The organism is Pannonibacter indicus (assembly GCF_001418225.1).
GTDB lineage: Bacteria > Pseudomonadota > Alphaproteobacteria > Rhizobiales > Stappiaceae > Pannonibacter > Pannonibacter indicus.
The window spans coordinates 65346-87552 of record NZ_LIPT01000002.1 but is presented as its reverse complement, the minus strand read 5'-3'; the positions used below and the strand labels follow the sequence as shown (position 1 = coordinate 87552).

General features: G+C 64.0%; 23 protein-coding genes. 16 read left to right on the top strand and 7 right to left on the bottom strand.

Going from position 1 to position 22207, the window contains the following annotated elements; all coding sequences use genetic code 11:
* The first annotated feature begins 6 nt into the window (after positions 1–6).
* The 6 genes from phnK to ASC48_RS03310 all read left to right on the top strand — a co-directional run bounded on the left by phnK (position 7) and on the right by ASC48_RS03310 (position 5555).
* The gene (gene phnK / locus ASC48_RS03335; protein ID WP_208975550.1) at positions 7–768 is read left to right on the top strand and encodes a phosphonate C-P lyase system protein PhnK; all 762 of its coding nucleotides are present in this window, start codon (positions 7–9) and stop codon (positions 766–768) included.
* Between the two features lie 3 nt (positions 769–771).
* Positions 772–1455, top strand: coding sequence for a phosphonate C-P lyase system protein PhnL (gene phnL, locus ASC48_RS03330; protein ID WP_055454409.1), 684 nt, complete (start codon positions 772–774; stop codon positions 1453–1455).
* 208 nt (positions 1456–1663) lie between these two features.
* Entirely contained in the window at positions 1664–2671 is a 1008-nt protein-coding gene (locus tag ASC48_RS03325; protein ID WP_141658861.1) for a sulfate ABC transporter substrate-binding protein, read from the top strand.
* A 110-nt stretch (positions 2672–2781) separates the two neighbouring features.
* The gene (gene cysT, locus ASC48_RS03320; RefSeq protein ID WP_055454408.1) at positions 2782–3606 is read left to right on the top strand and encodes a sulfate ABC transporter permease subunit CysT; all 825 of its coding nucleotides are present in this window, start codon (positions 2782–2784) and stop codon (positions 3604–3606) included.
* 3 nt (positions 3607–3609) lie between these two features.
* Positions 3610–4515 carry a sulfate ABC transporter permease subunit CysW gene (gene cysW / locus ASC48_RS03315; protein WP_055454407.1) on the top strand — a complete coding sequence of 302 codons (906 nt, stop codon included), beginning with the start codon at positions 3610–3612 and terminating at the stop codon, positions 4513–4515.
* Entirely contained in the window at positions 4512–5555 is a 1044-nt protein-coding gene (locus tag ASC48_RS03310; RefSeq protein ID WP_055454406.1) for a sulfate/molybdate ABC transporter ATP-binding protein, read from the top strand. Before cysW ends, ASC48_RS03310 begins: the two co-directional genes overlap by 4 nt.
* A 37-nt stretch (positions 5556–5592) precedes the next feature.
* Here the strand turns inward: ASC48_RS03310 and mepA are convergent, their stop codons facing one another.
* Positions 5593–6606: a penicillin-insensitive murein endopeptidase gene (mepA, locus tag ASC48_RS03305; RefSeq protein WP_055454405.1), complete on the bottom strand. Its 1014-nt coding sequence runs from the start codon at positions 6604–6606 to the stop codon at positions 5593–5595.
* Between the two features lie 147 nt (positions 6607–6753).
* Positions 6754–7845, bottom strand: coding sequence for a patatin-like phospholipase family protein (locus ASC48_RS03300; protein ID WP_082439964.1), 1092 nt, complete (start codon positions 7843–7845; stop codon positions 6754–6756).
* Positions 7846–8050: 205 nt separating this feature from the next.
* On the opposite strand from ASC48_RS03300, the gene ASC48_RS03295 reads away from it, so the two are divergent.
* Entirely contained in the window at positions 8051–9667 is a 1617-nt protein-coding gene (locus ASC48_RS03295) for a pyruvate kinase (protein ID WP_082439963.1), read from the top strand.
* A gap of 13 nt (positions 9668–9680) precedes the next feature.
* On the opposite strand, the gene ASC48_RS03290 is transcribed toward ASC48_RS03295, so the two are convergent.
* The 4 genes from ASC48_RS03290 to ASC48_RS03275 all read right to left on the bottom strand — a co-directional run bounded on the left by ASC48_RS03290 (position 9681) and on the right by ASC48_RS03275 (position 12310).
* A complete protein-coding gene (locus ASC48_RS03290; protein WP_055454404.1) occupies positions 9681–10229 on the bottom strand; it encodes a GNAT family N-acetyltransferase in 549 nt (182 codons plus the stop codon).
* Between the two features lie 24 nt (positions 10230–10253).
* Positions 10254–10826, bottom strand: coding sequence for a helix-turn-helix domain-containing protein (locus ASC48_RS03285; protein WP_055454403.1), 573 nt, complete (start codon positions 10824–10826; stop codon positions 10254–10256).
* A gap of 63 nt (positions 10827–10889) precedes the next feature.
* On the bottom strand, positions 10890–11708 hold the full coding sequence (locus ASC48_RS03280; protein WP_055454402.1) for a class II glutamine amidotransferase: 819 nt from the start codon (positions 11706–11708) through the stop codon (positions 10890–10892).
* A gap of 224 nt (positions 11709–11932) precedes the next feature.
* A complete protein-coding gene (locus ASC48_RS03275) occupies positions 11933–12310 on the bottom strand; it encodes a tautomerase family protein (RefSeq protein WP_072242533.1) in 378 nt (125 codons plus the stop codon).
* Between the two features lie 158 nt (positions 12311–12468).
* Here ASC48_RS03275 and ASC48_RS03270 point away from each other — a divergent pair, with 158 nt between their 5' ends.
* From ASC48_RS03270 to phnE (ASC48_RS03245), 7 genes are all read left to right on the top strand, one after another.
* Positions 12469–13065, top strand: a complete 597-nt coding sequence (locus tag ASC48_RS03270) for a hypothetical protein (RefSeq protein ID WP_055454808.1) — start codon at positions 12469–12471, stop codon at positions 13063–13065.
* 129 nt (positions 13066–13194) lie between these two features.
* On the top strand, positions 13195–13542 hold the full coding sequence (locus tag ASC48_RS19725; RefSeq protein WP_208975525.1) for a Rieske 2Fe-2S domain-containing protein: 348 nt from the start codon (positions 13195–13197) through the stop codon (positions 13540–13542).
* Complete coding sequence (locus tag ASC48_RS03265; protein WP_208975524.1) at positions 13524–14252, top strand: hypothetical protein; 729 nt, start codon at positions 13524–13526, stop codon at positions 14250–14252. Before ASC48_RS19725 ends, ASC48_RS03265 begins: the two co-directional genes overlap by 19 nt.
* A 276-nt stretch (positions 14253–14528) precedes the next feature.
* Positions 14529–15365: a phosphonate ABC transporter ATP-binding protein gene (phnC, locus tag ASC48_RS03260; RefSeq protein WP_055454400.1), complete on the top strand. Its 837-nt coding sequence runs from the start codon at positions 14529–14531 to the stop codon at positions 15363–15365.
* A 64-nt stretch (positions 15366–15429) separates the two neighbouring features.
* Complete coding sequence (gene phnD, locus ASC48_RS03255) at positions 15430–16329, top strand: phosphonate ABC transporter substrate-binding protein (protein WP_055454399.1); 900 nt, start codon at positions 15430–15432, stop codon at positions 16327–16329.
* Positions 16330–16406: 77 nt separating this feature from the next.
* Positions 16407–17285, top strand: coding sequence for a phosphonate ABC transporter, permease protein PhnE (phnE, locus tag ASC48_RS03250; RefSeq protein WP_055454398.1), 879 nt, complete (start codon positions 16407–16409; stop codon positions 17283–17285).
* Between the two features lies 1 nt (position 17286).
* Positions 17287–18618 (top strand): phosphonate ABC transporter, permease protein PhnE, encoded by a 1332-nt coding sequence (gene phnE / locus ASC48_RS03245; RefSeq protein ID WP_072242511.1) that lies wholly within the window; start codon positions 17287–17289, stop codon positions 18616–18618.
* An 81-nt stretch (positions 18619–18699) separates the two neighbouring features.
* Here phnE (ASC48_RS03245) and ASC48_RS03240 read toward each other — a convergent pair whose 3' ends face one another.
* The gene (locus tag ASC48_RS03240; protein WP_055454397.1) at positions 18700–19227 is read right to left on the bottom strand and encodes a GNAT family N-acetyltransferase; all 528 of its coding nucleotides are present in this window, start codon (positions 19225–19227) and stop codon (positions 18700–18702) included.
* A gap of 88 nt (positions 19228–19315) precedes the next feature.
* On the opposite strand from ASC48_RS03240, the gene ASC48_RS03235 reads away from it, so the two are divergent.
* Positions 19316–20242 carry a LysR family transcriptional regulator gene (locus tag ASC48_RS03235; RefSeq protein WP_055454396.1) on the top strand — a complete coding sequence of 309 codons (927 nt, stop codon included), beginning with the start codon at positions 19316–19318 and terminating at the stop codon, positions 20240–20242.
* A gap of 101 nt (positions 20243–20343) precedes the next feature.
* Positions 20344–22149: a translation elongation factor 4 gene (gene lepA / locus ASC48_RS03230; protein WP_055454395.1), complete on the top strand. Its 1806-nt coding sequence runs from the start codon at positions 20344–20346 to the stop codon at positions 22147–22149.
* The last annotated feature ends 58 nt before the right edge of the window (positions 22150–22207 follow it).

Genomic DNA, 22207 nt, shown 5'->3' with positions numbered 1-22207 from the left:
CAGACCATCACGGATACACCGCTTCTGAAGGTGTCCGGCCTTACCCGGCGCTATGGCGCCCGCACCGGCTGCGCCGGTGTGTCCTTCGATCTTTACCCCGGCGAGGTGCTGGGCATCGTCGGGGAAAGCGGTTCGGGCAAGTCCACCCTTTTGTCCTGCCTTGCCGGACACCAGCAGCCGGATGAAGGCGCCGTGCTCTATGACGGGCACGATGTGCTGGCCATGGCGGAAACCGCCAGGCGGCGGTTGTCGCGCACCGAATGGGCCTATGTGCACCAGAACCCGCGTGACGGGTTGCGCATGGGGGTGTCCGCCGGCGGCAATGTGGGCGAGCGGCTGATGGCTGTCGGCGCCCGGCATTACGGCGCGATCCGCGACAAGGCCACGGACTGGCTGGGACGGGTGGAAATCGCCGCCGACCGCATCGACGACCGCCCCTCCGCCTTTTCCGGCGGCATGCAGCAGCGCCTGCAGATCGCCCGCAATCTGGTCACCGGCCCGCGCCTTGTCTTCATGGACGAGCCGACCGGCGGGCTGGACGTCAGCGTGCAGGCGCGGCTTCTCGATCTGCTGCGCGGGCTGGTGCGCGACCTCGGCCTGTCGGTGATCATCGTCACCCATGACCTTGCGGTGGTGCGGCTTCTCGCCGACCGGCTGATGGTGATGAAATCCGGACGCGTCGTGGAGCAGGGCCTCACCGATCAGGTGCTGGACGATCCGCAGCATGCCTATACCCAGCTCCTCGTTTCCTCCGTCCTGCAGGTGTAGGCCATGATCCGGATTGAAAACCTGTCGAAGTCCTTCACCCTGCACAATCAGGGCAGCGCCGTGATCCCGGTGATGGAAGGGGCGAACCTCACCGTCGAGCCGGGCGAGTGTATCGGCCTCACCGGCCAGTCGGGCGCGGGCAAGTCCACGCTGATGCGGATGATCTACGGCAATTATCTGGCCGCCGGCGGGCGGATCCTCGTGGGCGGCACCGATGTGACGAAGGCCGGGCCGCGCCAGATCATCCGCCTGCGCCGCGAGACGCTGGGCTATGTCAGCCAGTTTCTGCGCGTGGTGCCGCGTGTGCCTGCACTGGATGTGGTGGCCGAGCCGCTGCTGCAACTGGGCACGCCGCTGGAGGAGGCCCGGGCGCGCGGGGCGGATCTGCTGCGGCGGCTCAATGTCCCCGAAAGGCTCTGGCAGCTCTCGCCCACCACCTTCTCCGGCGGGGAGCAGCAGCGCGTCAACATCGCCCGTGGCTTTGCCCATGCCTATCCGGCCCTGCTGCTGGACGAGCCCACCGCAAGCCTTGATGCCGCCAACCGGGAAGTGGTGCTCTCGCTCATTACCGAAGCCAAGGCGCGCGGTGCGGCTATTGTCGGCATCTTCCACGACGGGGAAGCCCGCGCCCGCATCTGCACCCGGCTGGTGGATGTGACCGGATTTACGCCAAAAACGGCGGCGTGATCCGGGTGCACCTCCCGCGTATTCTTTAAGGACGCAGGCCACCCTGCGTCCTGCCCCCGGTCCTTTGCTGTCAGCAGGAACAGCACACCCCGGATTGGCAGCAATTTGGCATAGGTTTTTCCTCTTGGCGCCTGCCGAAGACCGCCATGCCTCGTGTCCTGCCATGCCTTGATTATGCTTCTGGCAACATCAAACCGGGGTTCCCATCATGACATTCAAGGCTCTTCTGGCAGCCGGTGCTGCTGCCGCCGCACTTCTGACCGCGCCGCTGCAGGCCTCTGCCGCCGACAAGCTGCTCAATGCCTCCTATGACATTTCCCGCGAACTGTTTGCCGAGGTCAACACGGCCTTCATTGCGGACTACAAGGCAAAGACGGGCAAGGATGTCTCCATCGACCAGTCGCACGCCGGCTCCTCCAAGCAGGCCCGCGCCATTCTGGAGGGCATGGAAGCAGACGTGGTGACCTTCAACCAGACCACGGATATCAACGCCCTGGTCAAGGGCGGTGCCGTGTCGGCGGACTGGGTGGAAGACTTCCCGAACCGCGCGTCTCCCTATTACTCCCTGCCGGCTTTCCTGGTGCGCGAGGGCAATCCGAAGAACATCAAGGACTGGAGTGATCTCGTCCGCGACGACGTGAAGGTGATCTTCCCGAACCCGAAGACCTCCGGCAACGCCCGCTACACCTATCTGGCTGCCACCGCCTATGCCCGCGAAGCCTTCAACGGTGACGAGGCCAAGGTGGACGAGTTCATCGCAAAACTCTTCGCCAATGTGCCGGTGTTCGACACGGGCGGGCGCGGCTCCACCACCACCTTCGTGGAGCGCGGCACCGGCGACGTGCTGATCACCTTCGAGGCCGAGACCAAGGGCATCGCCAAGGAATTCGGCGAAGACAAATTCGATCTCGTCACCCCGTCCGTCAGCATTCTGGCCGAGTTTCCGGTAGCCATCGTTGACCGTGTGGTGGATGCCCGGGGCTCCCGCGATCTCGCCAAGGCTTACCTCGACTTCCTCTATGCGCCGGAAGGCCAGCGCATCGTGGCGGCCCGTGGCAACCGGGTGCATGATGAAGCTGTGAAGGCCGAGTTCAAGGACAGCTTCCCCGAAGTGCGCCTCGTCACCGTGGAAGACGTCTTCGGCGGCTGGGACAAGGCACAGGAAGAGCACTTTGCCTCCGGCGCCAAGCTTGACAAGCTGTTCGGAAACCGCTGATTTCCCTGCGCAATCACAGCATCTGAGACCGGCGGGCCCGTGCCTGCCGGTTTCGGCTTGAAAGGGGCCGCACCCCGCAACCTGAAGACCGCCACACCAGGAGAAGCCGGATGAGGCACCGCCGCGTCCTGCCGGGACTGCCGTTATCGCTCGGCGTCACGCTGTTCTATGTCAGCCTGATCGTGCTGCTGCCGCTGGGCGCACTGGTCTACAAGGCCGCCAGCCTCGGCCCAACGGCCTATTGGCAGATCGTCTCCTCCGAACGGGCGGTGGCGAGCTACATGGTCACGGCCGGTTCCGCGCTGGCGGCAACGCTGTTCAATCTGGTCTTCGGCCTCATCCTGGCCTGGGTGCTGGTGCGCTACGAGTTTCCTGGCAAGCGGCTGATCGATGCCATGGTGGACCTGCCCTTTGCCCTGCCGACAGCAGTTGCGGGCATCGCGCTGACCACGCTTTTCGTGGAAACCGGCTGGATCGGGCAATTCCTTGCCCCGCTCGGCATCAAGGTCGCCTACACGCCGCTCGGCATCATGGTGGCGATGGCCTTCACCAGCCTGCCCTTCATCGTGCGCACGGTGCAGCCGGTGCTGGAGGATCTCGATCCGGCGCTGGAGGAGGCGGCCCAGTCGCTCGGCGGCTCGGATGCGCGGATTTTCCGCAATGTGATCCTGCCGCTGCTGACCCCGGCGCTGCTGGCAGGCACATCGCTCGCCTTTGCCCGCAGCCTTGGCGAGTTCGGCGCAATCATCTTCATCGCCGGCAACCAGCCGTTCCAGACCGAGATCACGGCGCTTCTCGCTTTCATCCGGCTGGAGGAATACGAGTATCAGGCTGCCGCCGCCATCGCCTCGGTCATGCTGATCACCGCCTTTGTCATGCTGGCCATCACCAACCTGCTGCAGGCCCGTGCCCTGCGCTACATGACGAGGGGCTGAGCCATGGCGCATGCCCATACCTCCCGCAAGCCGCCCCGCGTCGGCGACAGTCCGGCGATCCGCCGCACGCTGACCGGCATCGTGCTGGGCGTTGGCGCCATCGTGCTGCTGGCGCCGCTGCTCGTCATCTTCGCGCAGGCCTTCAGCAAGGGCTTCGGCTTCTTCGCGGCCACCATCGCCCAGCCGGACACGCTGCATGCCATCGGCCTGACGGTGCTGACCGCGCTCATCGCCGTGCCCATCAACACGGCCTTCGGCATTGCCGCCGCCTGGGCCATCACCAAATTCGACTTCCCCGGCAAGCGCCTGCTGATCGTCGTGATCGAGATCCCCTTCTCCATCTCGCCGATCGTGGCGGGCGTCGCCTATATGTTCGTCTATGGGCTGCAGGGCCTGTTCGGGCCGATGCTGCAATCGGCGGACGTCAAGATCCTCTTCGCCCTGCCGGGCATCGTGCTCGCCTCCATGTTCGTCACCGCGCCTTTTGTCGCGCGCGAGCTGATCCCGCTGATGCAGGCGCAGGGGCGTGATCTGGAAGAGGCAGCGACCTCGCTGGGCGCTTCGGGCTGGCGCACCTTCCTGACGGTGACGCTGCCGAACATCCGCTGGGCCATGCTCTATGGCGTGGTGCTGTGCAACGCCCGCGTCATGGGCGAGTTCGGCGCGGTTTCCGTGGTGTCGGGCAATATCCGCGGCCAGACCAACACGCTGCCGCTGCATGTGGAACTGCTCTATCACGACTACAACACGGCTGGCGCCTTTGCGGCGGCCGCCATTCTTACGGTGCTGGCGCTGGTCACAATCATCGCCAAGCTGCTTCTGGAACGCGTTGGTGCAGGCCGTGCCTCCCGCCCGGCGCTTGCCGGTGCTCCGCTTTCCGGTGATCAGGCCAAGGGTGAAAAGCCATGAAAATCGTCCTCGACACGGTGGTGAAGACCTTCAACACCTTCCGCGCGGTGCGCGGTGTCTCGCTGGAAATCGGAAGCGGTGAGCTGGTCGCGCTGCTCGGTCCTTCGGGCTCCGGCAAGACGACGATCCTGCGCATGGTGGCGGGCCTGGAATATGCCGATGAGGGCCGCATCCTCTTCGGCACGGAAGATGCCACAAACATCCCCGTGCGCGACCGGGGTGTGGGCTTCGTGTTCCAGCACTACGCCCTCTTCCCGCATATGACCGTCGCCGAAAACATCGCCTTCGGCATGAAGGTCTCCAAAACCCGCCGCAGCCGTCAGGAAATCGCGGAGCGGGTCGCGGAACTTCTGTCGCTGGTGCGCCTTGCCGGTCTCGGCAGCCGCTTCCCTTCGCAGATTTCCGGCGGCCAGCGCCAGCGTGTCGCCCTTGCCCGGGCGCTCGCCGTTGACCCGAAGGTGCTGCTGCTGGACGAGCCTTTCGGCGCGCTCGACGCCAATGTGCGCCGCGACCTGCGCCGCTGGCTGCGCGAGATCCACGACGAGCTGGGCATCACCACGCTGTTCGTCACGCACGATCAGGAAGAGGCGCTGGATCTGGCCGACCGGGTGGTCATCCTCAACGAGGGCCGCATCGAACAGCAGGGTACACCGCGCGATGTCTGCCGCACCCCGGCCTCGCCCTTCGTCACCCGCTTCCTCGGCGATGCCAACCGCTTCACCGGCGAGGCACGCGGCGGCATGCTTCTGGTGGATGGCCAGCCGGTGGGCACCAGCGGAGAGGCGAGCGGGCCGGTGGAAATCTACGTCCGTCCTGCGGATCTTGGCTGGCAGAGGGAAGCGGAAGGCGGCATCCCTGCCACCGTGCAGCGCGTCATCGACCATCCGGGCGGCCGCCGCCTGATCGTCCGGGCCACCGGCAACGGTGCACCGGAAGAGGCTCTGGAGCTGGAAGTGCCGTCGACGGCTGACGTCAGCGCCGGTGAAACCGGACGCCTCATCATCCGCAAGGCCGACATCTTCCCGCTTGCCGGGCTCTGAGCTTCAGACCCGCCCGGGCCTCAGCTACCCCAAGCCCTCAACGGGCGGTCAGAACCTCGCCGCAGGTCTTCGGCAGGGCGGCAAGGGCCAGGGGGCGCTTCTTCTGCACCGGGGGCGGTTTGCCGGTTTCCGGGTCGATCTTCGGCACCCACGGGCCATCTGCCAGCCAGGACGCTAGTTCTGTGCCGCAGCCGTCGCCCTGCGGCGGCTCGTCCTGATCGGCGCAGCCCACACTGCCGGCCGGGCAGGACATGCGCACGTGGAAATGATAGTCGTGGCCCCACCAGGGCCGCACCTTGCGCAACCAGGCCCGGTCGCCGGTTTCGAACTGGCACAGCGCCTTCTTGATCGCGGGATTGACGAAGATGCGTGCAACGCGCTGGTCTTTCGCCGCAAGGCGGATCAGCGCCGCATGAGTATCGGTCCAGCGCCGCGGGTCCACGCTGCGGTCTGCGCCTGCTACATCCTGCGGCTGCTTGACCATGGAGACGGCGGAGATGTTTTCCCGCTCGTCCCGGCTCAAGACCCGGTCCGGCATCGGCGTCAGCCAGATATCCGCGTCCAGGCCGATCTGGTGGCTGGAGTGGCCAGAGGTCATCGGCCCGCCGCGCGGCTGGGACAGATCGCCCACCAGCAGCCCGCGCCAGCCCACCTTCGGAGCCTTCGCCGCGAAATCCTCCAGAAAGCTGATCAAGGCCGGATGGCCCCAGTTGCGGTTGCGCGACAGGCGCATGACCTGCCAGGAGGGGCCATTGATGGGCAGGGCCGACGCCCCCGCAAGGCAGCCCTTGGCATAGGAGCCGATGGCGCGGGAGGCGAGCGGCGCCGGGTCTCTCATGGCACCGAAATAATCCTTGGCCGGAGCATTGGGATCCAGATTGCGCGGCAGCCGTGACGCCGCCGCCTCGCGTGCGGCCGGCTTTGCCACAGGCGTGCCGGAGGCTTCCACCACCTGGGCAGCATCAAACAGGCCGGAAAGCCCCAAAGCGGCGAGGGCGAAGGCAAGGCGCCGGGCCGCAGTTGGCCGGGAAACACAGGAACGATAAGCCATGAGCACTGAAATCCGCAGCCAGGGCCATGATGGCCCTTGCCGGTGAATCTCAACAGAGTCGGGCGCTGAGGGCAAGCCTGCCGCGATCACGGATCATGTCAGCCGCCGCTTCCGGGCTTGTCCTTCATGCGCCTTTTCAGCCCCCTTTCAGACTGCTTCCCGCTCCTTTCCCGCAGTCGCGCCGGCCTCCTCAGCCTCTTCGCAGCTGGCCGCTATCAATGCTGCCAGTTCATCCAGCATCAGCGTCTGATCGCGGATGATCCGGTCGGCCGCGCCGTTGAGCAGGATGAGATTGCCGGGCCGGCCATTGTCCATCTCCTCGGCTTCCGGCGGCAGCTCGCCGTCAAAGCGGTAATAGGCCGGGCCGTCGAGATCGGCGAAAACCTGTTCCGCCAGACCGGCGGTGGCGGCCGCATGCCCGTCCTGCAGCACCGAGAGTAGCGGTGCGCCGTTCGACGGCAGCATCCAGCCGAGCGCGCCCCAGCGGCAGGCGGGCCCGAATTCGAAGGCCCGTCCGCCGGCATGGCCGGTGCCCAGCGAGATCACCACGATATCTTCCGCAGCCCAGCCCATGCGGCGGGCCTGCGCATAGGCGGCCATGGCCGGATTGCCGAGAATTGCGCTGCCGCTGATCATCGCTTCGTTGCAGCCACGGGTCAGATTGTCGATGCGGGCAGGCTCAAAGAACGATGGTTCGGCCATCGAGGCGCGCACTGCTTCCCAGAAATAGTAGTCATCCGGCCGCGCCCCATCGGTCCCCGGCGCGCTGGACATCATCACCAGATTGCGCCGTTCGATGTCATAGGCCGGCAGCATCACATGGGTGAGGGCGCTTGCCATGGAGGTCCAGCCGAACCGGTCCTTGAGCATCCGCTCCAGCGGGCGGGCATCATAGCGCTCGTCGAAGAGGCCAAGCGGGTTGGTGACAAAGCGGCCAAGGCGCTTGCTGAAGCTGTAGGTGAACAGCTCGCGCGCCTCGACCTCGAAGAAATGGCGCAGGTCCGACAGGGTGCCCGCCGCCTCCCCGCCGGCGCCGCCGTTGCGCGGCGCGGCGAGGGCCGCTGCAATCAGGCCGCTGGCAGAGGTGCCGCAGATCAGGCTGAAAATCTGGTGCAGGGGCCGGGTCACGCCCGCGCGGCGCAGGCGCCCGTCGAGCGCCTCCAGAACGCGCAAGGGGATGATGCCTCTGATTCCGCTGCCGTCCATGGACAGGATGAAATGCTTCGCCTTTCTGCTCACCGCAGGCCTCCTTGGTCTACTTCCCGGCCAACAGGTCTCTTTCCCCCGAGTGAAGATCACTGCCGGGCGCTGTCCCGTACCCGGAGGTGAGTGTTGACGAGGATTGCGACGAAGGGAAGGCGGAAGACTGCGTGTTTTCCCTGGCCGCTTGCGCAGGGTCAAGGTTCTGTCATGGGCGATGCTACCAAAATGGCGGAGGTGCGCCATGGATGAGCATGATATGACCGCCGTAAAATCCGCCGCTGATGCAAAGCCTGCAACTGCCCGCAAGAACCCGGCCCGGACACGCAAGCCCGCAGCATCAAAGCCGAAGGCGCCAGAAGGCACGGTGCCGCCCGCAGATCCTGCACTGGTGGAGTTGCAGGCAGATGTGGCCCAGCTTGCCGCCTCCGTCGCCGCAGATGGCGCTGCATTGGCCACGCGCTTGGGCGGCTGGGTGGAGACGCCGGACTTTGCCCCGAGCGCGGCGAACCTTTCGCATTATCTTGCCCTGCGGCACAGGGATCTGCGGCTCTTGCAAAGACGGCTGATGGCGGCGGGCCTGTCCTCCCTCGGCCGGGCGGAGAGCCGCGTTATGCCCACGCTTCATGCGGTGGAGCGCCTGCTGGGCGCCGTCACGGGACAGGGGCTGGCGGCATCCGCCTCTTCCGCGGCGCAGGTTGAACATTTCTTCGCCGGTGAGGAGCGCATCCGGCAAAGGGCCGATGCCCTGCTGGGCGCTTTGCAGGAAACGCGCCCCACACGTCTGCTCGTCACGGTGCCGGGTGAAGCTGCAGGTGATCCCGCTTTCTTTACTGAGCTGGCTAATCTTGGCGTGGAAGCGGTGCGCATCAACTGCGCCCATGACGCGGAAAGCACCTGGGCTTCAATGATCGCCCATGTGGAGGCCGCCGCCCATGCCTCCGGCCGCCGGATGAAGGTGATGATGGATCTGCCGGGCCCGAAAATCCGCACCGGGGCCCTGAAGACAGGCAAGAACGGCAGCCGGGTGTTCCCGGAAAGTGAACTGGCTGTGGTGCGTTCGGGCCACCTTGACGCGGCGCCGCGCAAGCTGCCGGCGACCGAATGCGAGCTGGGTCAGGCGCTGGAAGCGGCCGAGCCGGGGCACCGCGTCTTCATTGATGACGGCAAGCTGGCCGCAACCGTTCTGTCGGCACAGGACTGGGGGCTGGTGCTGGGCATCGACACCGGTCCTGAAATCGAAGGTTACAAACTGAAGCCCGGGAAGGGCATCAACTTCCCCGACAGCGATGTGCTGGTGCCGGCCCTGACCGCCGATGACCGGGACTTGCTGCCATTCGTGGCGCGCCATGCGGACGGGGTGGAGTTCTCCTTCGTACAAACCCCGGAAGACGTGGAAGAGCTGCAGGCAGCGCTTGCCCGGGAGCGTCTGGAAGACTGGCGCAGTATCGGCCTTGTCCTGAAGATCAAGACCCGCCGCGCCGTGCGCAACCTGCCGGACATGCTGGTGCGCGCAGCCGGGCGCCAGCCCACCGCCGTGTTGATCGCCCGCGGCGACCTTGCGGTGGAAATCGGCTTTGCCCGGCTGGCAGAGATGCAGGAGGAAATCCTCTGGCTCTGCGAAGCCGCGCATGTGCCGGTGATCTGGGCGACGCAGGTGATGGAGAGCCTGATGAAGACCGGGATCGCCTCACGCGGGGAAATGACCGACGCCGCCATGGCGGCACGTGCCGAATGCATCATGCTCAACAAGGGCCCGCATCTCTTCCGGGGCATTGCCGTGCTGGAAGGCCTGCTGACGCGCATGGGCGGGCACATGCACAAGAAGGCCCACCTGCTGCGCAGCCTGCAGAGCTGGTAGGCTTCACCTTGGGTTATGCACCTGGAGACGCCAGCACCTTGTAGAAGAAGGTGCAGCCCTCCGGCTCACCGCTCTGCGGGTGATTGGCATAGGCAGGAATGCGGCCGAGGATCTGGTAGCCGAGCTTGAGATAGAGCCGTTCGGCTGAATCGCCTTCGCGGGTGTCGAGGGTGATGAGGCTGCGGCCCCGCTCGTGCGCCAGCCGCTCCACCTCACGCATCAGGGCTTCTGCGATGCCACGGCGGCGGAAGTCCGGGTGGACCAGCAGCTTGCGCACATCGGCCCGGTGCGGCTGGTTGGGCGGCGTGCCGCAGGCAAGCTGCACCGTTCCGGCAATGCGGCCCTCCACAACGGCCAGCAGCAGATCGCTGTCGCCGCTGGCAACGGACGGGGCCACCTTCTGTTCAAAGAAACGGCGGGCGTCCTGCCGCGTGAAGGGCTCCACAAAGCTGACGCTGGCCCCGCCGCTGACGCAGCCGAGAAGCACGTCTGCAAGGCCATCAAGGCATGCGTCATCCAGCTGCGCCGGACTGCGGCGCAGGTCAAGGGTTATACCGGACAAGGAAGATCTCCTTACGTAAGGGGGTCAAACCATGAAAATCAGGTAGCAAGCGCCGGTTTCTGCCGGCGTTTCGAAGCTGTTGCCGCCGTAGAGCTGGAACCGCAGGCAGTCACCGGGCGCAAGCTCATGCGCTTCGCCGTCGAGTGTGACTGTCAGCTTGCCATCCAGCATCACCAGATGGTGCTCAAGGCCGGGGCGGGGCGGGGCTTCATAGGTGATGGATGTGCCGGGCGGCAGAACGGATTCCAGCACCTCACCCGACAATGCGCTGGTGGGCGGAGAGATGACACGGCGGCGGTGGCCGGTTTCCGGGTCCGTCCAGACGGGCTGGGCCTCCCGCCGCACCACGGCGGGAAAGGCATCCTCCGCCATCTGCATCAGCCGCGACAGGGTCAGCCCATGCGCTGTGCAGAGCTTGGCCAGTACGGCCGTGGTCGGACTGACTTCGGCATTCTCCAGCCGCGACAGGGTGGCGCGGCTGACGCCGCTGAGGGCTGCAAGCTGATCAAGCGAAAGCCCCTTCTCCTGACGCAACTGGCGCAGGCGCAGGGCGATCTGCTGATCAAGTTCAGCCTGATCTGATCTTTTCCTTTCCATATTTGGGATTAAATCCCGAATATGGAAATCCGTCAAGCGGGGATGAGGGCGGGCTTGAAAAACTCAGCAGGCCGCTTCCAGAACGTGCTGTGCCGCGCCGCTCAGCGGCACGGCCAGCGGTGTCTGCTCAACACCTGCCGGGGACAGCCGGTAAAGATGGCCCTGTTCCACCGGACGCCAGCGCGCGCAGGCGCCCTCCAGCGGCTCGGAGGCAAAGGCGCGGCCGCCGTGGTCCAGGCATTCGGAGATATAGAGCGTGGGGGCAGCCGCATCGTCGGCGTAGCGGAAGGCGAAAAGCTCCGTGCCCTCGGTGAAGACACAGGTGAGCCGGATGGGTTTTTCGCCCGTGGTCCGCCGGGCGGCTATATCCAGCACCTGCGAGAGCGTCAGATCCAGCGCCGCGCGCGGATTCTCTTCGAGGCCGTTGGTCAGGAGCAGCAGGAAGAAGAGTTCGGAATCCGTCGTGCCCCGGCGCAGCGCGTAGAAATCCTCATTGATGAGCATTTCCATCTCGCGGCGGATGCGCGCGAAATCACCGATGTTCCCATTGTGCATGAAGGCCCAGCGGCCATGGGCGAAGGGATGGCAGTTGTCCCGTGACGTCGCTCCCGTGGTCGCTGCGCGCACATGCGCCAGAAACAGCCGCGAGGTCACCAGCCGGCAGATGCTCTGCAGATTGGTATCGGCCCAGGCCGGCAGCACGTCCTTGAACAGGCCCGGCTCTGCTGCATGGCCATACCAGGCGATACCGAACCCGTCGCCATTGACCCTGAGCTTTGCCTCCTGCGCATCCAGGCTCTGAACGAGCAGGGAATGCCGGGGCTTGGCAATGATATTTTCGAGCGGGATCTCGGTTCCAAGATAGGCAGCCAGACGGCACATGGTTGGGGACGGCCTGCAAACTGTTGCGACGGGATGGGAATGGGCGGCAGCCAGCGAAGCAACCTTCCAATCCCGGCAAGATTAAGGACAGTGCTCCGGGATTGGATACGGATTTTCCGTCAGGATCCGTCCTATCCTGGGGAATCGTCCCACTCAGACGTTAACATTTCGATATTTTTCGCCCCCGGCGGCTGAACGGGACTGCGCGTTCCATGCGACGCCGGTCAGGTGTATTGCGCAATGCCCCGGCCGAAGGACCAGCAGTCGCGCGTCACCTCGACGAGCGACACCATCACGTCGTCATGCAGGACGCCCGCCTTGCGGCCGAGCTTGTCGCAGATGGCCTTGTAGAGGTTCTTCTTCATCTCGACGCTGCGGGTGTTGCTGACGGTGATCTGGATCAGCAGAAAGGCGTCGCTGCGCTCCATTTCGGGGAACGAGCCAAAGAAGAAGTCCTCCCGCGCCTTCTCGTTGAAGATCATGTACTGGTCGTCATGAGGGATGTCGAAACGGGTCATCAACGCCTCATGGATGCATTCCATGATGAGCTGTTTTTCCTCGGCGCTGCGGCCGGGAAGCGAGAAGATCTGTGTGACCGGCATGATCGTTTCCTCCGTTTCAATCCTCCCCGCCCCGGCCTCCCAGCCCATCAGTTAGGTCCGCAATCCAGCTTCCGGAAAGATTGGTTAATGGTGCGTTAATCTTTTCCCCCGACACTCTGCTTCAGATTCGCCGCCCGCAGCCCAGGATGGAGCCCGGCATGCAGCTTTCGATCCAGACCACGACCACCTCTGCCAGTATGTTCGCCATGACCCAGTCCTCCGCTGGTGCGTCCGGCAACCCCGCGGCAGGCAAGGCTGGCTCAGGATCTTCAACCAAAGATAGCGCAAGTACTTCTCTTCTGGAAGCTGCAGCCAAAAAAGCTGAAGAAGATGCCGTCGTCATCAATGCCCTGCGGGACGCTGCGCAGAAGGGCAAAACTGACGAAAAGGAAAGCGGGAAGAAATCTCTCGCCAGCATTGAAGATTATACGGATACCGCCAGCAAGATCCGTTCGGCTATCGGTGAAAATGCGAGCGGCAGCTCCGGTTCCGCGTCTGTTGCCTACGAAAGCGCAACCATTACGGAGACCCTGATCGAAGGCGAGATCGGCGGCCAGAAGATTTCTGCCTCCTTCGTGTCCTATGACCGCATTTCCTATGACAGCGCGACCGGCCTCTCGGCCCGTTCCGCCAGTGCAGGCAGTATCAATGTCAGCGGCAATGGCGTCTCCGCCAGCTACCTGAGCGCTTCGGTTTCCTCGCTCTATGCCGGCACGCGCGAACAGATCGGCACGCTTCTCTCCAGCGCCGCCTGAGGCCTTCCTGCCCGGCCAGCATCCGTAATGCTGCGGACCGGGCCGCTGCATCGAAGCCTTGAGCCGGCCGCTCCGCTCGGATACACCCGGACAAAAGAGGTTCGGCGGCCGGTTTCTGGGTGACTTCAGGTGGATAATCTCAAGGCGGAACTTCTGCGCGGTCTGTGGTACGTGGCCTGTCCGGGGGCGGAGATCAAACCCGGCGCGATGACCGGCAAGAAGCTGATGGGCGGCATGGTGCTGCTGGGCCGGGACAAAGCCGGCAAGGTGTTCGCCCTGCGCGACATCTGCCCGCACCGGGGCATCCCCCTGCGCCACGGCAAGTTCGACGGCGAGACCGCGCAATGCTGCTATCACGGCTGGCGCTTTGATACGGATGGCGTCTGCGTCGATATCCCCTCCACCCATGAAGACCAACCATCGACTTTTCCAAGATCACCTGCGGCGCCTATCCCGTCGTGGAGCGGCAGGGGCTAATCTGGGTCTATTTCGCCGCCAATGGCGAAAGCCCGGCGGAAGGCCGCCAGCCGCAGCCGCCGATGCTGCCGGACTTTGCTGTGGAGCAGGGCCCGGCCCTGCACATCATGCAGCACTTTGTCTGTTCGGTGGACCATGCGGCCCTTGGCCTGATGGACCCCACGCATGCGGCCTTCGTGCATACCTCCTGGTGGTTCAAGAAGAACGCTGCGAAGCTGCGCCCCAAGCGCCAGCTGTTCGAGCCGTCGGAACTGGGCTGGGCCATGGTGCGCCACAAGCTGCCGCCGCAGAACATTGCCTACAAGCTGCTGGGCGATGATGTGACCACGGAAATCCGCTACATGCTGCCGGGCCTGCGCATCGAGCATATCAAGGGCTCGAAGCACTCCGTCGTCGGTCTGACCAGCATCACCCCGGTGAGCGAGGACGAGACGGAAGTGCGGCAGATGTTCTGGGCCAGTATGGGCTGGACCGGGCCGTTCAAGCCGCTGATCCGTCATCTGATGAATGTCTTCCTCGGTCAGGACCGCCGCGTCGTCATCCTGCAGCGCGAGGGGCTGGAGTACAATCCCAAGCTCATGCTGATCAATGATGCGGATACGCAAGGGCGCTGGTGGATGCAGCTGAAGCGCGAGTGGTCCGCCTCACAGGCCGAGGGGCGCGCATTCGTCAATCCGGTGCGTGGCCGTGAGCTGCGCTGGATGAGCTGAAACGTCCGCCACAGCCTGCCTTGTCATCAACCTCCCGGCCTTCCCCCGAAGGGCGGGATTTTTGTGAACGCCTGCAGGTCATCTGAACAGCGCAATGCAGGATTGATATTTAGCCGAAGAATAAATCCTTCAGAATTTCCCTTTTTATTTCAGTATATTGCTGCATAAAATAATCAAAAAGATAACTGGCTGAATCCATTCGCACGATCTTCATGCTTCTTACAAGAAAATGTCATGCAGGAGCACTAGGTTACGCCGAGCAAAAAGGGGTGGCCAATGCTGGAAGTCAGGGAAGTTACGCGTCTGTTCGGTCAGAAGGCAGCCGTGAACCGGATCAGTTTCGAAGTCACCGGTCCCGCCTTCGTCGGCATCATCGGCCGGTCCGGAGCGGGCAAGTCGACGTTCCTGCGCATGATGAACCGCCTGACGGATGCCAGTGCCGGCGAAATCCTGGTTGAGGGCCGCAACATCCTGGCGCTGAAGGGGGCGGCCTCGCGGGCCTGGCAGTCCCAGTGCGCCATGATCTTCCAGCAGTTCAACCTGGTGCCGCGCATGGATGTGGCCTCCAATGTGCTGCACGGCATCCTGAACCGCCGCTCCACGATGCAGACGCTGTTCAGCCTATGGTCCCGCGCCGATATTCTCAAGGCGCTTGAAATTCTGGACCGGCTTGGCATCGCCGAGCAGGCGCCTAAGCGTGCGGAGGCTCTCTCCGGCGGCCAGCAGCAGCGCGTCGCCATTGCCCGCGCCCTGATGCAGGATCCGAAGATCATTCTGGCTGACGAGCCGATCGCCAGCCTGGATCCCATGAATGCGCAGATCGTCATGGACACGCTGAAGAAGATCAATGTGGAAGACGGCCGCATGGTGATCGCCAACCTGCACACGCTCGACACCGCGCGGCACTACTGCGACCGGGTGATCGGCATGCGCGACGGCGAAGTGGTGTTTGACGGCACGGCGGACGAACTGACGGCCAGCGTTGCCCGCGAGATTTACGGAGCCGGTGACAGCTTCAACGAAGCTGCCACCTCCACAAGCATTCCGGCGGATGCAAAGGCTGACGACCCGGCGTGGTCCCAGCCCGCCTACGCCGCCGCGATGGTGTCCTGACGGTCCCGGCCTGATTCCGGACCCAAGCCGGTGCAGGCCCCTATTCTGTGAAAATGGAGTTCTCATGAAGAAGCTGCTTCTGGCGACTGCCCTCTCGCTTGCCTGCACCACCGTTGCCGGTGCGCAGGAAAAGATCACCCAGTTCAACATCGGCATCCTCGGCGGTGAAAACGCCCAGGACCGCATGACCTCGAACGAATGCTTCCGCGTCAAGGTGGAAGAAGCGCTCGGCGTTCCGGTCAAGCTCTTCACCCCGGCCGACTATGACGGCGTCATCCAGGGCATGCTCGGCGGTTCGATCGACTTTGCCGGCCTCGGCCCTTCGGCCTATGCCAAGATCTACCTGACCAACGCTGAAGCCGTTGAGCCGGTTCTGATCAAGCAGAATCTCGACGGCTCCACGGGCTACTACTCGATTGGTTTTGCCCGCAAGGACAGCGGCATCACCTCGATCGAAGACGCCAAGGGCAAGCGCTTTGCCTTCGCCGATCCGAACTCCGCCTCCGGCTACCTGGTCCCGGGCGCAGAGCTGCAGGACACCTATGGCAAGCTGGACCAGTACTTCGGTGAAGTGCGGTTCTCCGGCGGCCATGAGCAGTCCATCGTTGGCGTCGCCAATGGCGACTTTGATGCCGCTGTGAGCTGGGCCGACGGCCTTGGCGAGTGGGAAGACGGCTACAACTCCGGCGCCTTCCGCAAGGCAGTTGACGCTGGCATCGTGGACATGAACGATCTCGTCCAGATCTGGAAGTCCAAGCTGATCCCGGAAGGCCCCTTCGTCATCCGCAAGGCTCTGCCGGACGACGTGAAGGCCAAGGTCACCGCCATTGCCGACACCATGTGGCAGGATGATCCCAAGTGCGCCTATGCCCTGTCGCATGGCGAAGCCAAGGATCTGGTGCCGGTGACCCATGATGCCTACCTCGGCATCATCGCAGCCCGCAAGCTGCAGGAAGCCAAGTAAGCCTTCCGCATATTCATGCCGGGCTCCAGTGATGGAGCCCGGCACTCGCATTTTTCAGGGCACCATATCAGGGCACCATGACCAATCTCGCGTACGGAGCTGATGGCGGCAGCCGCAAGGGCGTTGCCTCGCATCATGAAGCCTATCTGGAGATGACGCGGCGCAAGCGCCTTTATGGCGGCGTGCTGCTGCTGTTCTTCATCATGCTGTTCTCCTCCGGCTGGATCATGGCCGACGGGCGCAATGCCGGCGGCTTCTGGAACGGCCTGTCGCAGATTTTCGACTTTCCCTCCGAAGTGCTGGCTGAAGCCTGGGCCGAGCGGGCGGTCCTGCCCGGCTTGATGGCCGGTCATTTTGCCTCGCTGGTTGAAACGGTGAACATCGCCGCCACGGCAACACTCATGGGCGCGCTGGCCGCCATGCTGCTGGCGCTGCTGGCCACCCGCAGCCTTGCCCGCTGGCCCCGTCTTGTGCCGCTGTTCCGCCGGATGATGGACGCCCTGCGTGCCATTCCGGAGATCGTCGTGGCGCTGGTGCTCGTCTTCGTTCTCGGCGGCGGTCCTGTGCCAGCCGTCATCGCCATCGCCCTGCACACGGCAGGCGCGCTTGGCAAGCTGTTCTCGGAAGTGGCGGAAAACGCCGATCTGAAGCCGGTCGAAGGCCTTGCCTCCGTGGGTGCCTCCTGGATGCAGAAGATGTGGCTCGGCATCATTCCGCAGGTGTCACCGAACTGGCTCTCCTATGCGCTGATGCGTTTTGAGATCAACGTCCGCGCTTCCGCCATTCTGGGCTTCGTCGGCTCCGGCGGCATCGGCTATGACCTGAAGATCGCCATGCAATGGGGCCAGGGCCGCTACGGCGAGGTGGTGGCCATCTTCCTGATGCTCTTCGTCACAATCGTGCTGATCGACCGGCTGTCGGACCATGCCCGTCACAGGCTGGTGAAAGGACACTGACATGGCCACCATGGACATGCCGCCGACGGCGGACCTCAACAGCACCATCCTCACCCGTTTCCGCAACCGCCGCATCGCTGCCTTCGCAGTGCCGGGCCTGATCCTGGCCTATCTCGCCTATGCGGCCTTCGCCTTCGATCTGGCGGGCCTTGCGCAGCGGGCAAGGCTGGATAATGCGGCCATTCTCCTGTCGGACTTCTGGTCCTACAAGGTGCATGTGACGCGCGACAACCGCAACGGCGCGCTGTCCGTCTCCGTGGAGGGGGAGAACAAAGGCGCCTATCCTGCGGGCATGCTGCCGGACTGGGTCACCAGCGACGGCACCACAACCGTGGTCGATCTGGGCAATGGCCATCTTGTCACCTATGACGCGGCTGGTGCGCGTTATGACGTGCCGGGCTATGGCGTCATCGACGTCCGGCCCGAAGGCAATGGCCTGAAGCTGACCGCCCCGCAGCCTCTGCCGGACTGGATCAATGCCTCGGACTCCCGCGTGTCCGTGACGACAAAGGCGGGCCGCTTTGCCTACACCCGCTCCAAGGTGGAAACCTTCCGCTACTTCCCCGGCTGGGAGCTGTTCTTCTTCACCCTCGACAGCCCCTTCTACGGCAAGAGCCCGCTTGAGCTGATGAACCTTGCGCTCTGGGGCGAGCGGCTCAATCCGGAGCTGGCCAATGCGCCGGCCATGCTGCATGACTTCTGGACCAACCGGATGTGGCGGCATGGGGATGTGATGTGGGCCATATTCGAGACCATGCTGATGGCCTTCCTCGGCACGGCTGGCGCTGCGCTGATCGCCTTCCCGCTCAGCTTCCTTGCGGCCCGCAACTTCAACCCGCTGGGGCCGTTCCGCTTTGCTGTCCGCCGGGTGTTCGACTTCATCCGCGGTGTGGATGGCCTGATCTGGACCATCATCCTGTCACGCGCCTTCGGCCCCGGCCCGATGACCGGTGCCCTGGCAATCATGATCACAGACACGGGCAGCTTCGGCAAACTCTTCTCCGAAGCGCTGGAAAACATCGATGAGAAGCAGGTGGAGGGCGTGCGCTCCACCGGCGCCAATGCGGTGCAGCGTGCCCGCTTCGGCGTCATCCCGCAGGTGATGCCGGTGCTGCTCAGCCAGGCGCTCTACTTCCTTGAATCCAACACCCGCAGTGCCACGATCATCGGCGCCATCGTGGGCGGCGGCATCGGCCTGCTGCTGACGCAGGCCATCCAGACCCAGCGCGACTGGGAAGAGGTGGCCTATTACATGACGCTGATCGTGCTGATGGTCATGGCCATGGACAGCCTGTCCGGCTGGCTGCGCAAGAAGCTGATCAAGGGCGAGTAAGCTGGGGCGAGTAAGCTGGGGCGGGTGAGCAGGGGCGAATACTACAAGATCCCGGTGAGGCAGCCTCCCCGGGAGTGGGTATCAGACCGCAGAGCCGGCCGGCGGGGCGGCAGTGTCTGACAGCACCTTGACGACGAAGATCAGATCCATCCACTGGCCGAACTTGAAGCCGACCTGCGGCAGGCGGCCTGTTTCGGTGAAGCCGAACCGGGCGTGCAGGGCGAGGGAGGCGGCATTGTCCGCATCCACCGCGCCCACCAGCGTATGCAGCCCGGCAGCCTTGGCCCGTTCGATCAGCTCTGCCAGAAGCGCCTTGCCAGTGCCTTTGCCCTGCGCCGCCTTGCTGACATAGATCGAGTGCTCCATGGTCAGGTTATAGCCCTCCTTGGCGCGGAAGGGGCCGTAGCTGGCATAGCCCAAAAACCCGCCGTCCTCATCAGCGGCGACGATCACCGGCAGGCCTGCGGCCTGGCGGCCCTCCAGCCATTTTTTCCGGTCCTCCAGCGTTTCAAGCCGGTCGGTCCAGATGGCCCGGAGCTCCCGCACGGCGGTGTTGTGGATGTCGAGAAGGGCGGGCAGGTCGTCGTGTGTGGCAGGGCGCAGCAGCATGGTTCGGGTTCCCGATTGCATTAGATTTATGCTTTCTATACCCTCTCAACGCAAAAGAAATTATCTCTTCCATAAGAAAATTCAATCGATGGACTTCGATCAGCTCCACACCTTCGACCGTGTCGTGCGCGATGGCAGCTTCACCCGGGCCGCTGCCCGGCTCAATGTCACGCAGGCGACCGTTTCCATGCGCATCAAGGCGCTGGAAGACGCGGTTGGCGGATCTTTGTTCCTGCGCGGGCGCAATGTGCGCCTGACGGATGTGGGCATCAGCTTCCTGCCCTATTGCCGGCGCATGCTGGGGGTGATGCAGGAGGCGCGCGAGGCGCTCAAGCGCGCCGAGCGTGGACGTGTCGCCATCGGTACGCTCAGCACCATGATCATGCCGCTGGTCAGCCGCGCGCTGCTACGGTTTCAGCGCCGTCATGCCGGGGTGGATGTGATCGTGCGCGATGGCCGCCATACACATGTGGCCACCATGCTGCATGAGCGCGAGGTGGATCTGGCCGTCATGTGCTGGCCCAACATCGATCCGCTGCTGACCCATGTGGAGCCGCTGTTCGTTCTGCGCGAGGATCTGCCGCTGGTGGCGGCCCCTGTCGTAGCGGCGCGGATCGGCGAGGCGCCGGACATGCAGGAGGCCCTGCGCCTTGCGCCGCGCTTCCTCAATCTGCGCTGGTGGCAGATCGCTCCGGCGCGGATGACGTCGCTGACGCTGGCGGCCCCGTCCTGTGTGGAGCTTCCAACCGAGCCGGGGCGCTATCTGGTGGAAGCGGGCGAGGGGATCGGCTTCTTTGTCCGCTCGGCGGTCGAAGCGTCGCTGGCGGCGGGGCGTCTCGTCGAAATCCGCCCCGCCGACTTTGAGCCGCTGACCCGTGACATTGCGCTGGTGGTGCAGTCGCGCAAATCACTCGAACAGGAAATGCTGCTCGATTTTGCCCTCGAAATTGCTGACGAAGCTGCCCGGTTCGGCACCATCCTGCGCCGCGATTTGCCGCCCCGGCCCGGAATTTGAGTCAAGTCTTCGCATCAGGGTTAAAAAATACGCCGGAAACCCATGCCTCAACTGCTGCAATCCCCTTTGCGGAAGCCAAAGGGAGTGGTAAACGGGCAACCATGACGAGCCAGCCCATTTCCAATATTCGCAACTTCTCCATCGTGGCCCATATCGACCACGGCAAGTCCACGCTTGCGGACCGTCTCATCCAGATGACGGGCACGCTGACGGACCGGGAGATGACCGATCAGGTTCTTGACTCGATGGACATCGAGCGGGAACGCGGCATCACGATCAAGGCGCAGACCGTGCGCCTCGTCTACAATGCCAAGGACGGGCAGCAATATATCCTGAACCTGATCGACACGCCGGGCCACGTCGACTTCGCCTATGAAGTCTCGCGCTCGCTGGCGGCCTGCGAGGGCTCGCTTCTGGTGGTCGATGCCAGCCAGGGCGTGGAAGCCCAGACGCTGGCCAACGTCTACCAGGCCATCGACAACAACCACGAGATCGTCACCGTCCTCAACAAGATCGACCTGCCCGCCGCCGAGCCGGACCGGGTGAAGGAGCAGATCGAGGAAGTGATCGGCATCGATGCCACCGATGCCGTGATGATCTCCGCCAAGACTGGCCTTGGCATCGAGGATGTGCTGGAAGCCATCGTCACCCGTCTTCCGGCGCCGAAGGGTGACAGGGACGGGCCGCTCAAGGCCATGCTGGTGGACAGCTGGTACGATCCCTATCTGGGCGTGATGGTGCTGGTGCGCATCATCGACGGCACGTTGAAGCGCGGCCAGCGCATTCGCATGATGGGCACGAATGCGTCCTATGAAGTGGACCGCGTCGGCGTGATGACGCCGAAGTTCCTGCAGGTGGACCAGCTTGGCCCCGGCGAGATCGGCGTTCTGACCGGTTCCATCAAGGAAGTGGCCGACACCCGCGTGGGTGACACGATCACCGACGAGCGCAAGCCCTGCGCCGAGGCGCTGCCGGGCTTCAAGCCGGCGCAGCCGGTGGTGTTCTGCGGCCTCTTCCCGGTGGATGCCGGAGACTTTGAGGATCTGCGCGCTGCCGTCGGCAAGCTGCGCCTCAACGATGCCAGCTTCTCCTTCGAGATGGAAACCTCTGCGGCGCTGGGCTTCGGCTTCCGCTGCGGCTTCCTCGGCCTCTTGCATCTGGAAATCATTCAGGAGCGCCTGTCGCGCGAGTTCGACCTCGACCTCATCGCCACGGCGCCTTCGGTGGTCTACCAGATGACGCTGACCGACGGCTCGGAAGTGGAACTGCACAACCCGGCGGACATGCCGGATGTGGTGAAGATCCAGGAGATCCGCGAGCCGTGGATCCGCGCCAACATCATGACGCCGGACGAATATCTCGGCGCCATCCTGAAGCTTTGCCAGGAACGGCGCGGCGTGCAGGTGGATCTGGCCTATGTCGGCTCGCGTGCCATGGTCACCTATGACCTGCCGCTGAACGAAGTCGTCTTCGACTTCTACGACCGCCTCAAGTCCATCTCAAAGGGCTATGCCTCTTTCGACTATTCCTTGTTGGATTACCGGGAGGGTGATCTTGTGAAGATGTCGATCCTCGTCAACGAGGAGCCGGTCGACGCCTTGTCGATGCTGATCCACCGCTCTCAAGCCGAGCGCCGTGGCCGTGCCATGTGCGAGAAGCTGAAGGATCTGATCCCGCGGCACATGTTCAAGATCCCGATCCAGGCCGCCATCGGCGCCAGGGTGATCGCCCGCGAAACCCTTGCTGCCCTTCGCAAGGACGTGACCGCCAAGTGCTACGGCGGTGACGCCACCCGCAAGCGCAAGCTTCTGGAAAAGCAGAAGGAAGGTAAGAAGCGGATGCGTCAGTTCGGCAAGGTCGAGATCCCGCAGGAAGCCTTCATCAAGGCCCTCAAGATGGACGAGTGAAACAAAATACCGGCGAACCTGCTCTGCCGGGTATTGTTTCAGTCCGCAAGGATCAGCC

Coding starts and splice junctions, on each gene's coding strand:
- phnL (WP_055454409.1), top strand. CDS start 772: ATGATCCGGATTGAAAACCTGTCGAAGTCCTTCACCCTGCACAATCAG.
- ASC48_RS03325 (WP_141658861.1), top strand. CDS start 1,664: ATGACATTCAAGGCTCTTCTGGCAGCCGGTGCTGCTGCCGCCGCACTT.
- cysT (WP_055454408.1), top strand. CDS start 2,782: ATGAGGCACCGCCGCGTCCTGCCGGGACTGCCGTTATCGCTCGGCGTC.
- cysW (WP_055454407.1), top strand. CDS start 3,610: ATGGCGCATGCCCATACCTCCCGCAAGCCGCCCCGCGTCGGCGACAGT.
- ASC48_RS03310 (WP_055454406.1), top strand. CDS start 4,512: ATGAAAATCGTCCTCGACACGGTGGTGAAGACCTTCAACACCTTCCGC.
- mepA (WP_055454405.1), bottom strand. CDS start 6,606: ATGGCTTATCGTTCCTGTGTTTCCCGGCCAACTGCGGCCCGGCGCCTT.
- ASC48_RS03295 (WP_082439963.1), top strand. CDS start 8,051: ATGGATGAGCATGATATGACCGCCGTAAAATCCGCCGCTGATGCAAAG.
- ASC48_RS03285 (WP_055454403.1), bottom strand. CDS start 10,826: ATGGAAAGGAAAAGATCAGATCAGGCTGAACTTGATCAGCAGATCGCC.
- ASC48_RS03280 (WP_055454402.1), bottom strand. CDS start 11,708: ATGTGCCGTCTGGCTGCCTATCTTGGAACCGAGATCCCGCTCGAAAAT.
- ASC48_RS03275 (WP_072242533.1), bottom strand. CDS start 12,310: ATGCCGGTCACACAGATCTTCTCGCTTCCCGGCCGCAGCGCCGAGGAA.
- ASC48_RS03270 (WP_055454808.1), top strand. CDS start 12,469: ATGCAGCTTTCGATCCAGACCACGACCACCTCTGCCAGTATGTTCGCC.
- phnC (WP_055454400.1), top strand. CDS start 14,529: ATGCTGGAAGTCAGGGAAGTTACGCGTCTGTTCGGTCAGAAGGCAGCC.
- phnD (WP_055454399.1), top strand. CDS start 15,430: ATGAAGAAGCTGCTTCTGGCGACTGCCCTCTCGCTTGCCTGCACCACC.
- phnE (WP_055454398.1), top strand. CDS start 16,407: ATGACCAATCTCGCGTACGGAGCTGATGGCGGCAGCCGCAAGGGCGTT.
- phnE (WP_072242511.1), top strand. CDS start 17,287: ATGGCCACCATGGACATGCCGCCGACGGCGGACCTCAACAGCACCATC.
- ASC48_RS03240 (WP_055454397.1), bottom strand. CDS start 19,227: ATGCTGCTGCGCCCTGCCACACACGACGACCTGCCCGCCCTTCTCGAC.
- ASC48_RS03235 (WP_055454396.1), top strand. CDS start 19,316: ATGGACTTCGATCAGCTCCACACCTTCGACCGTGTCGTGCGCGATGGC.
- lepA (WP_055454395.1), top strand. CDS start 20,344: ATGACGAGCCAGCCCATTTCCAATATTCGCAACTTCTCCATCGTGGCC.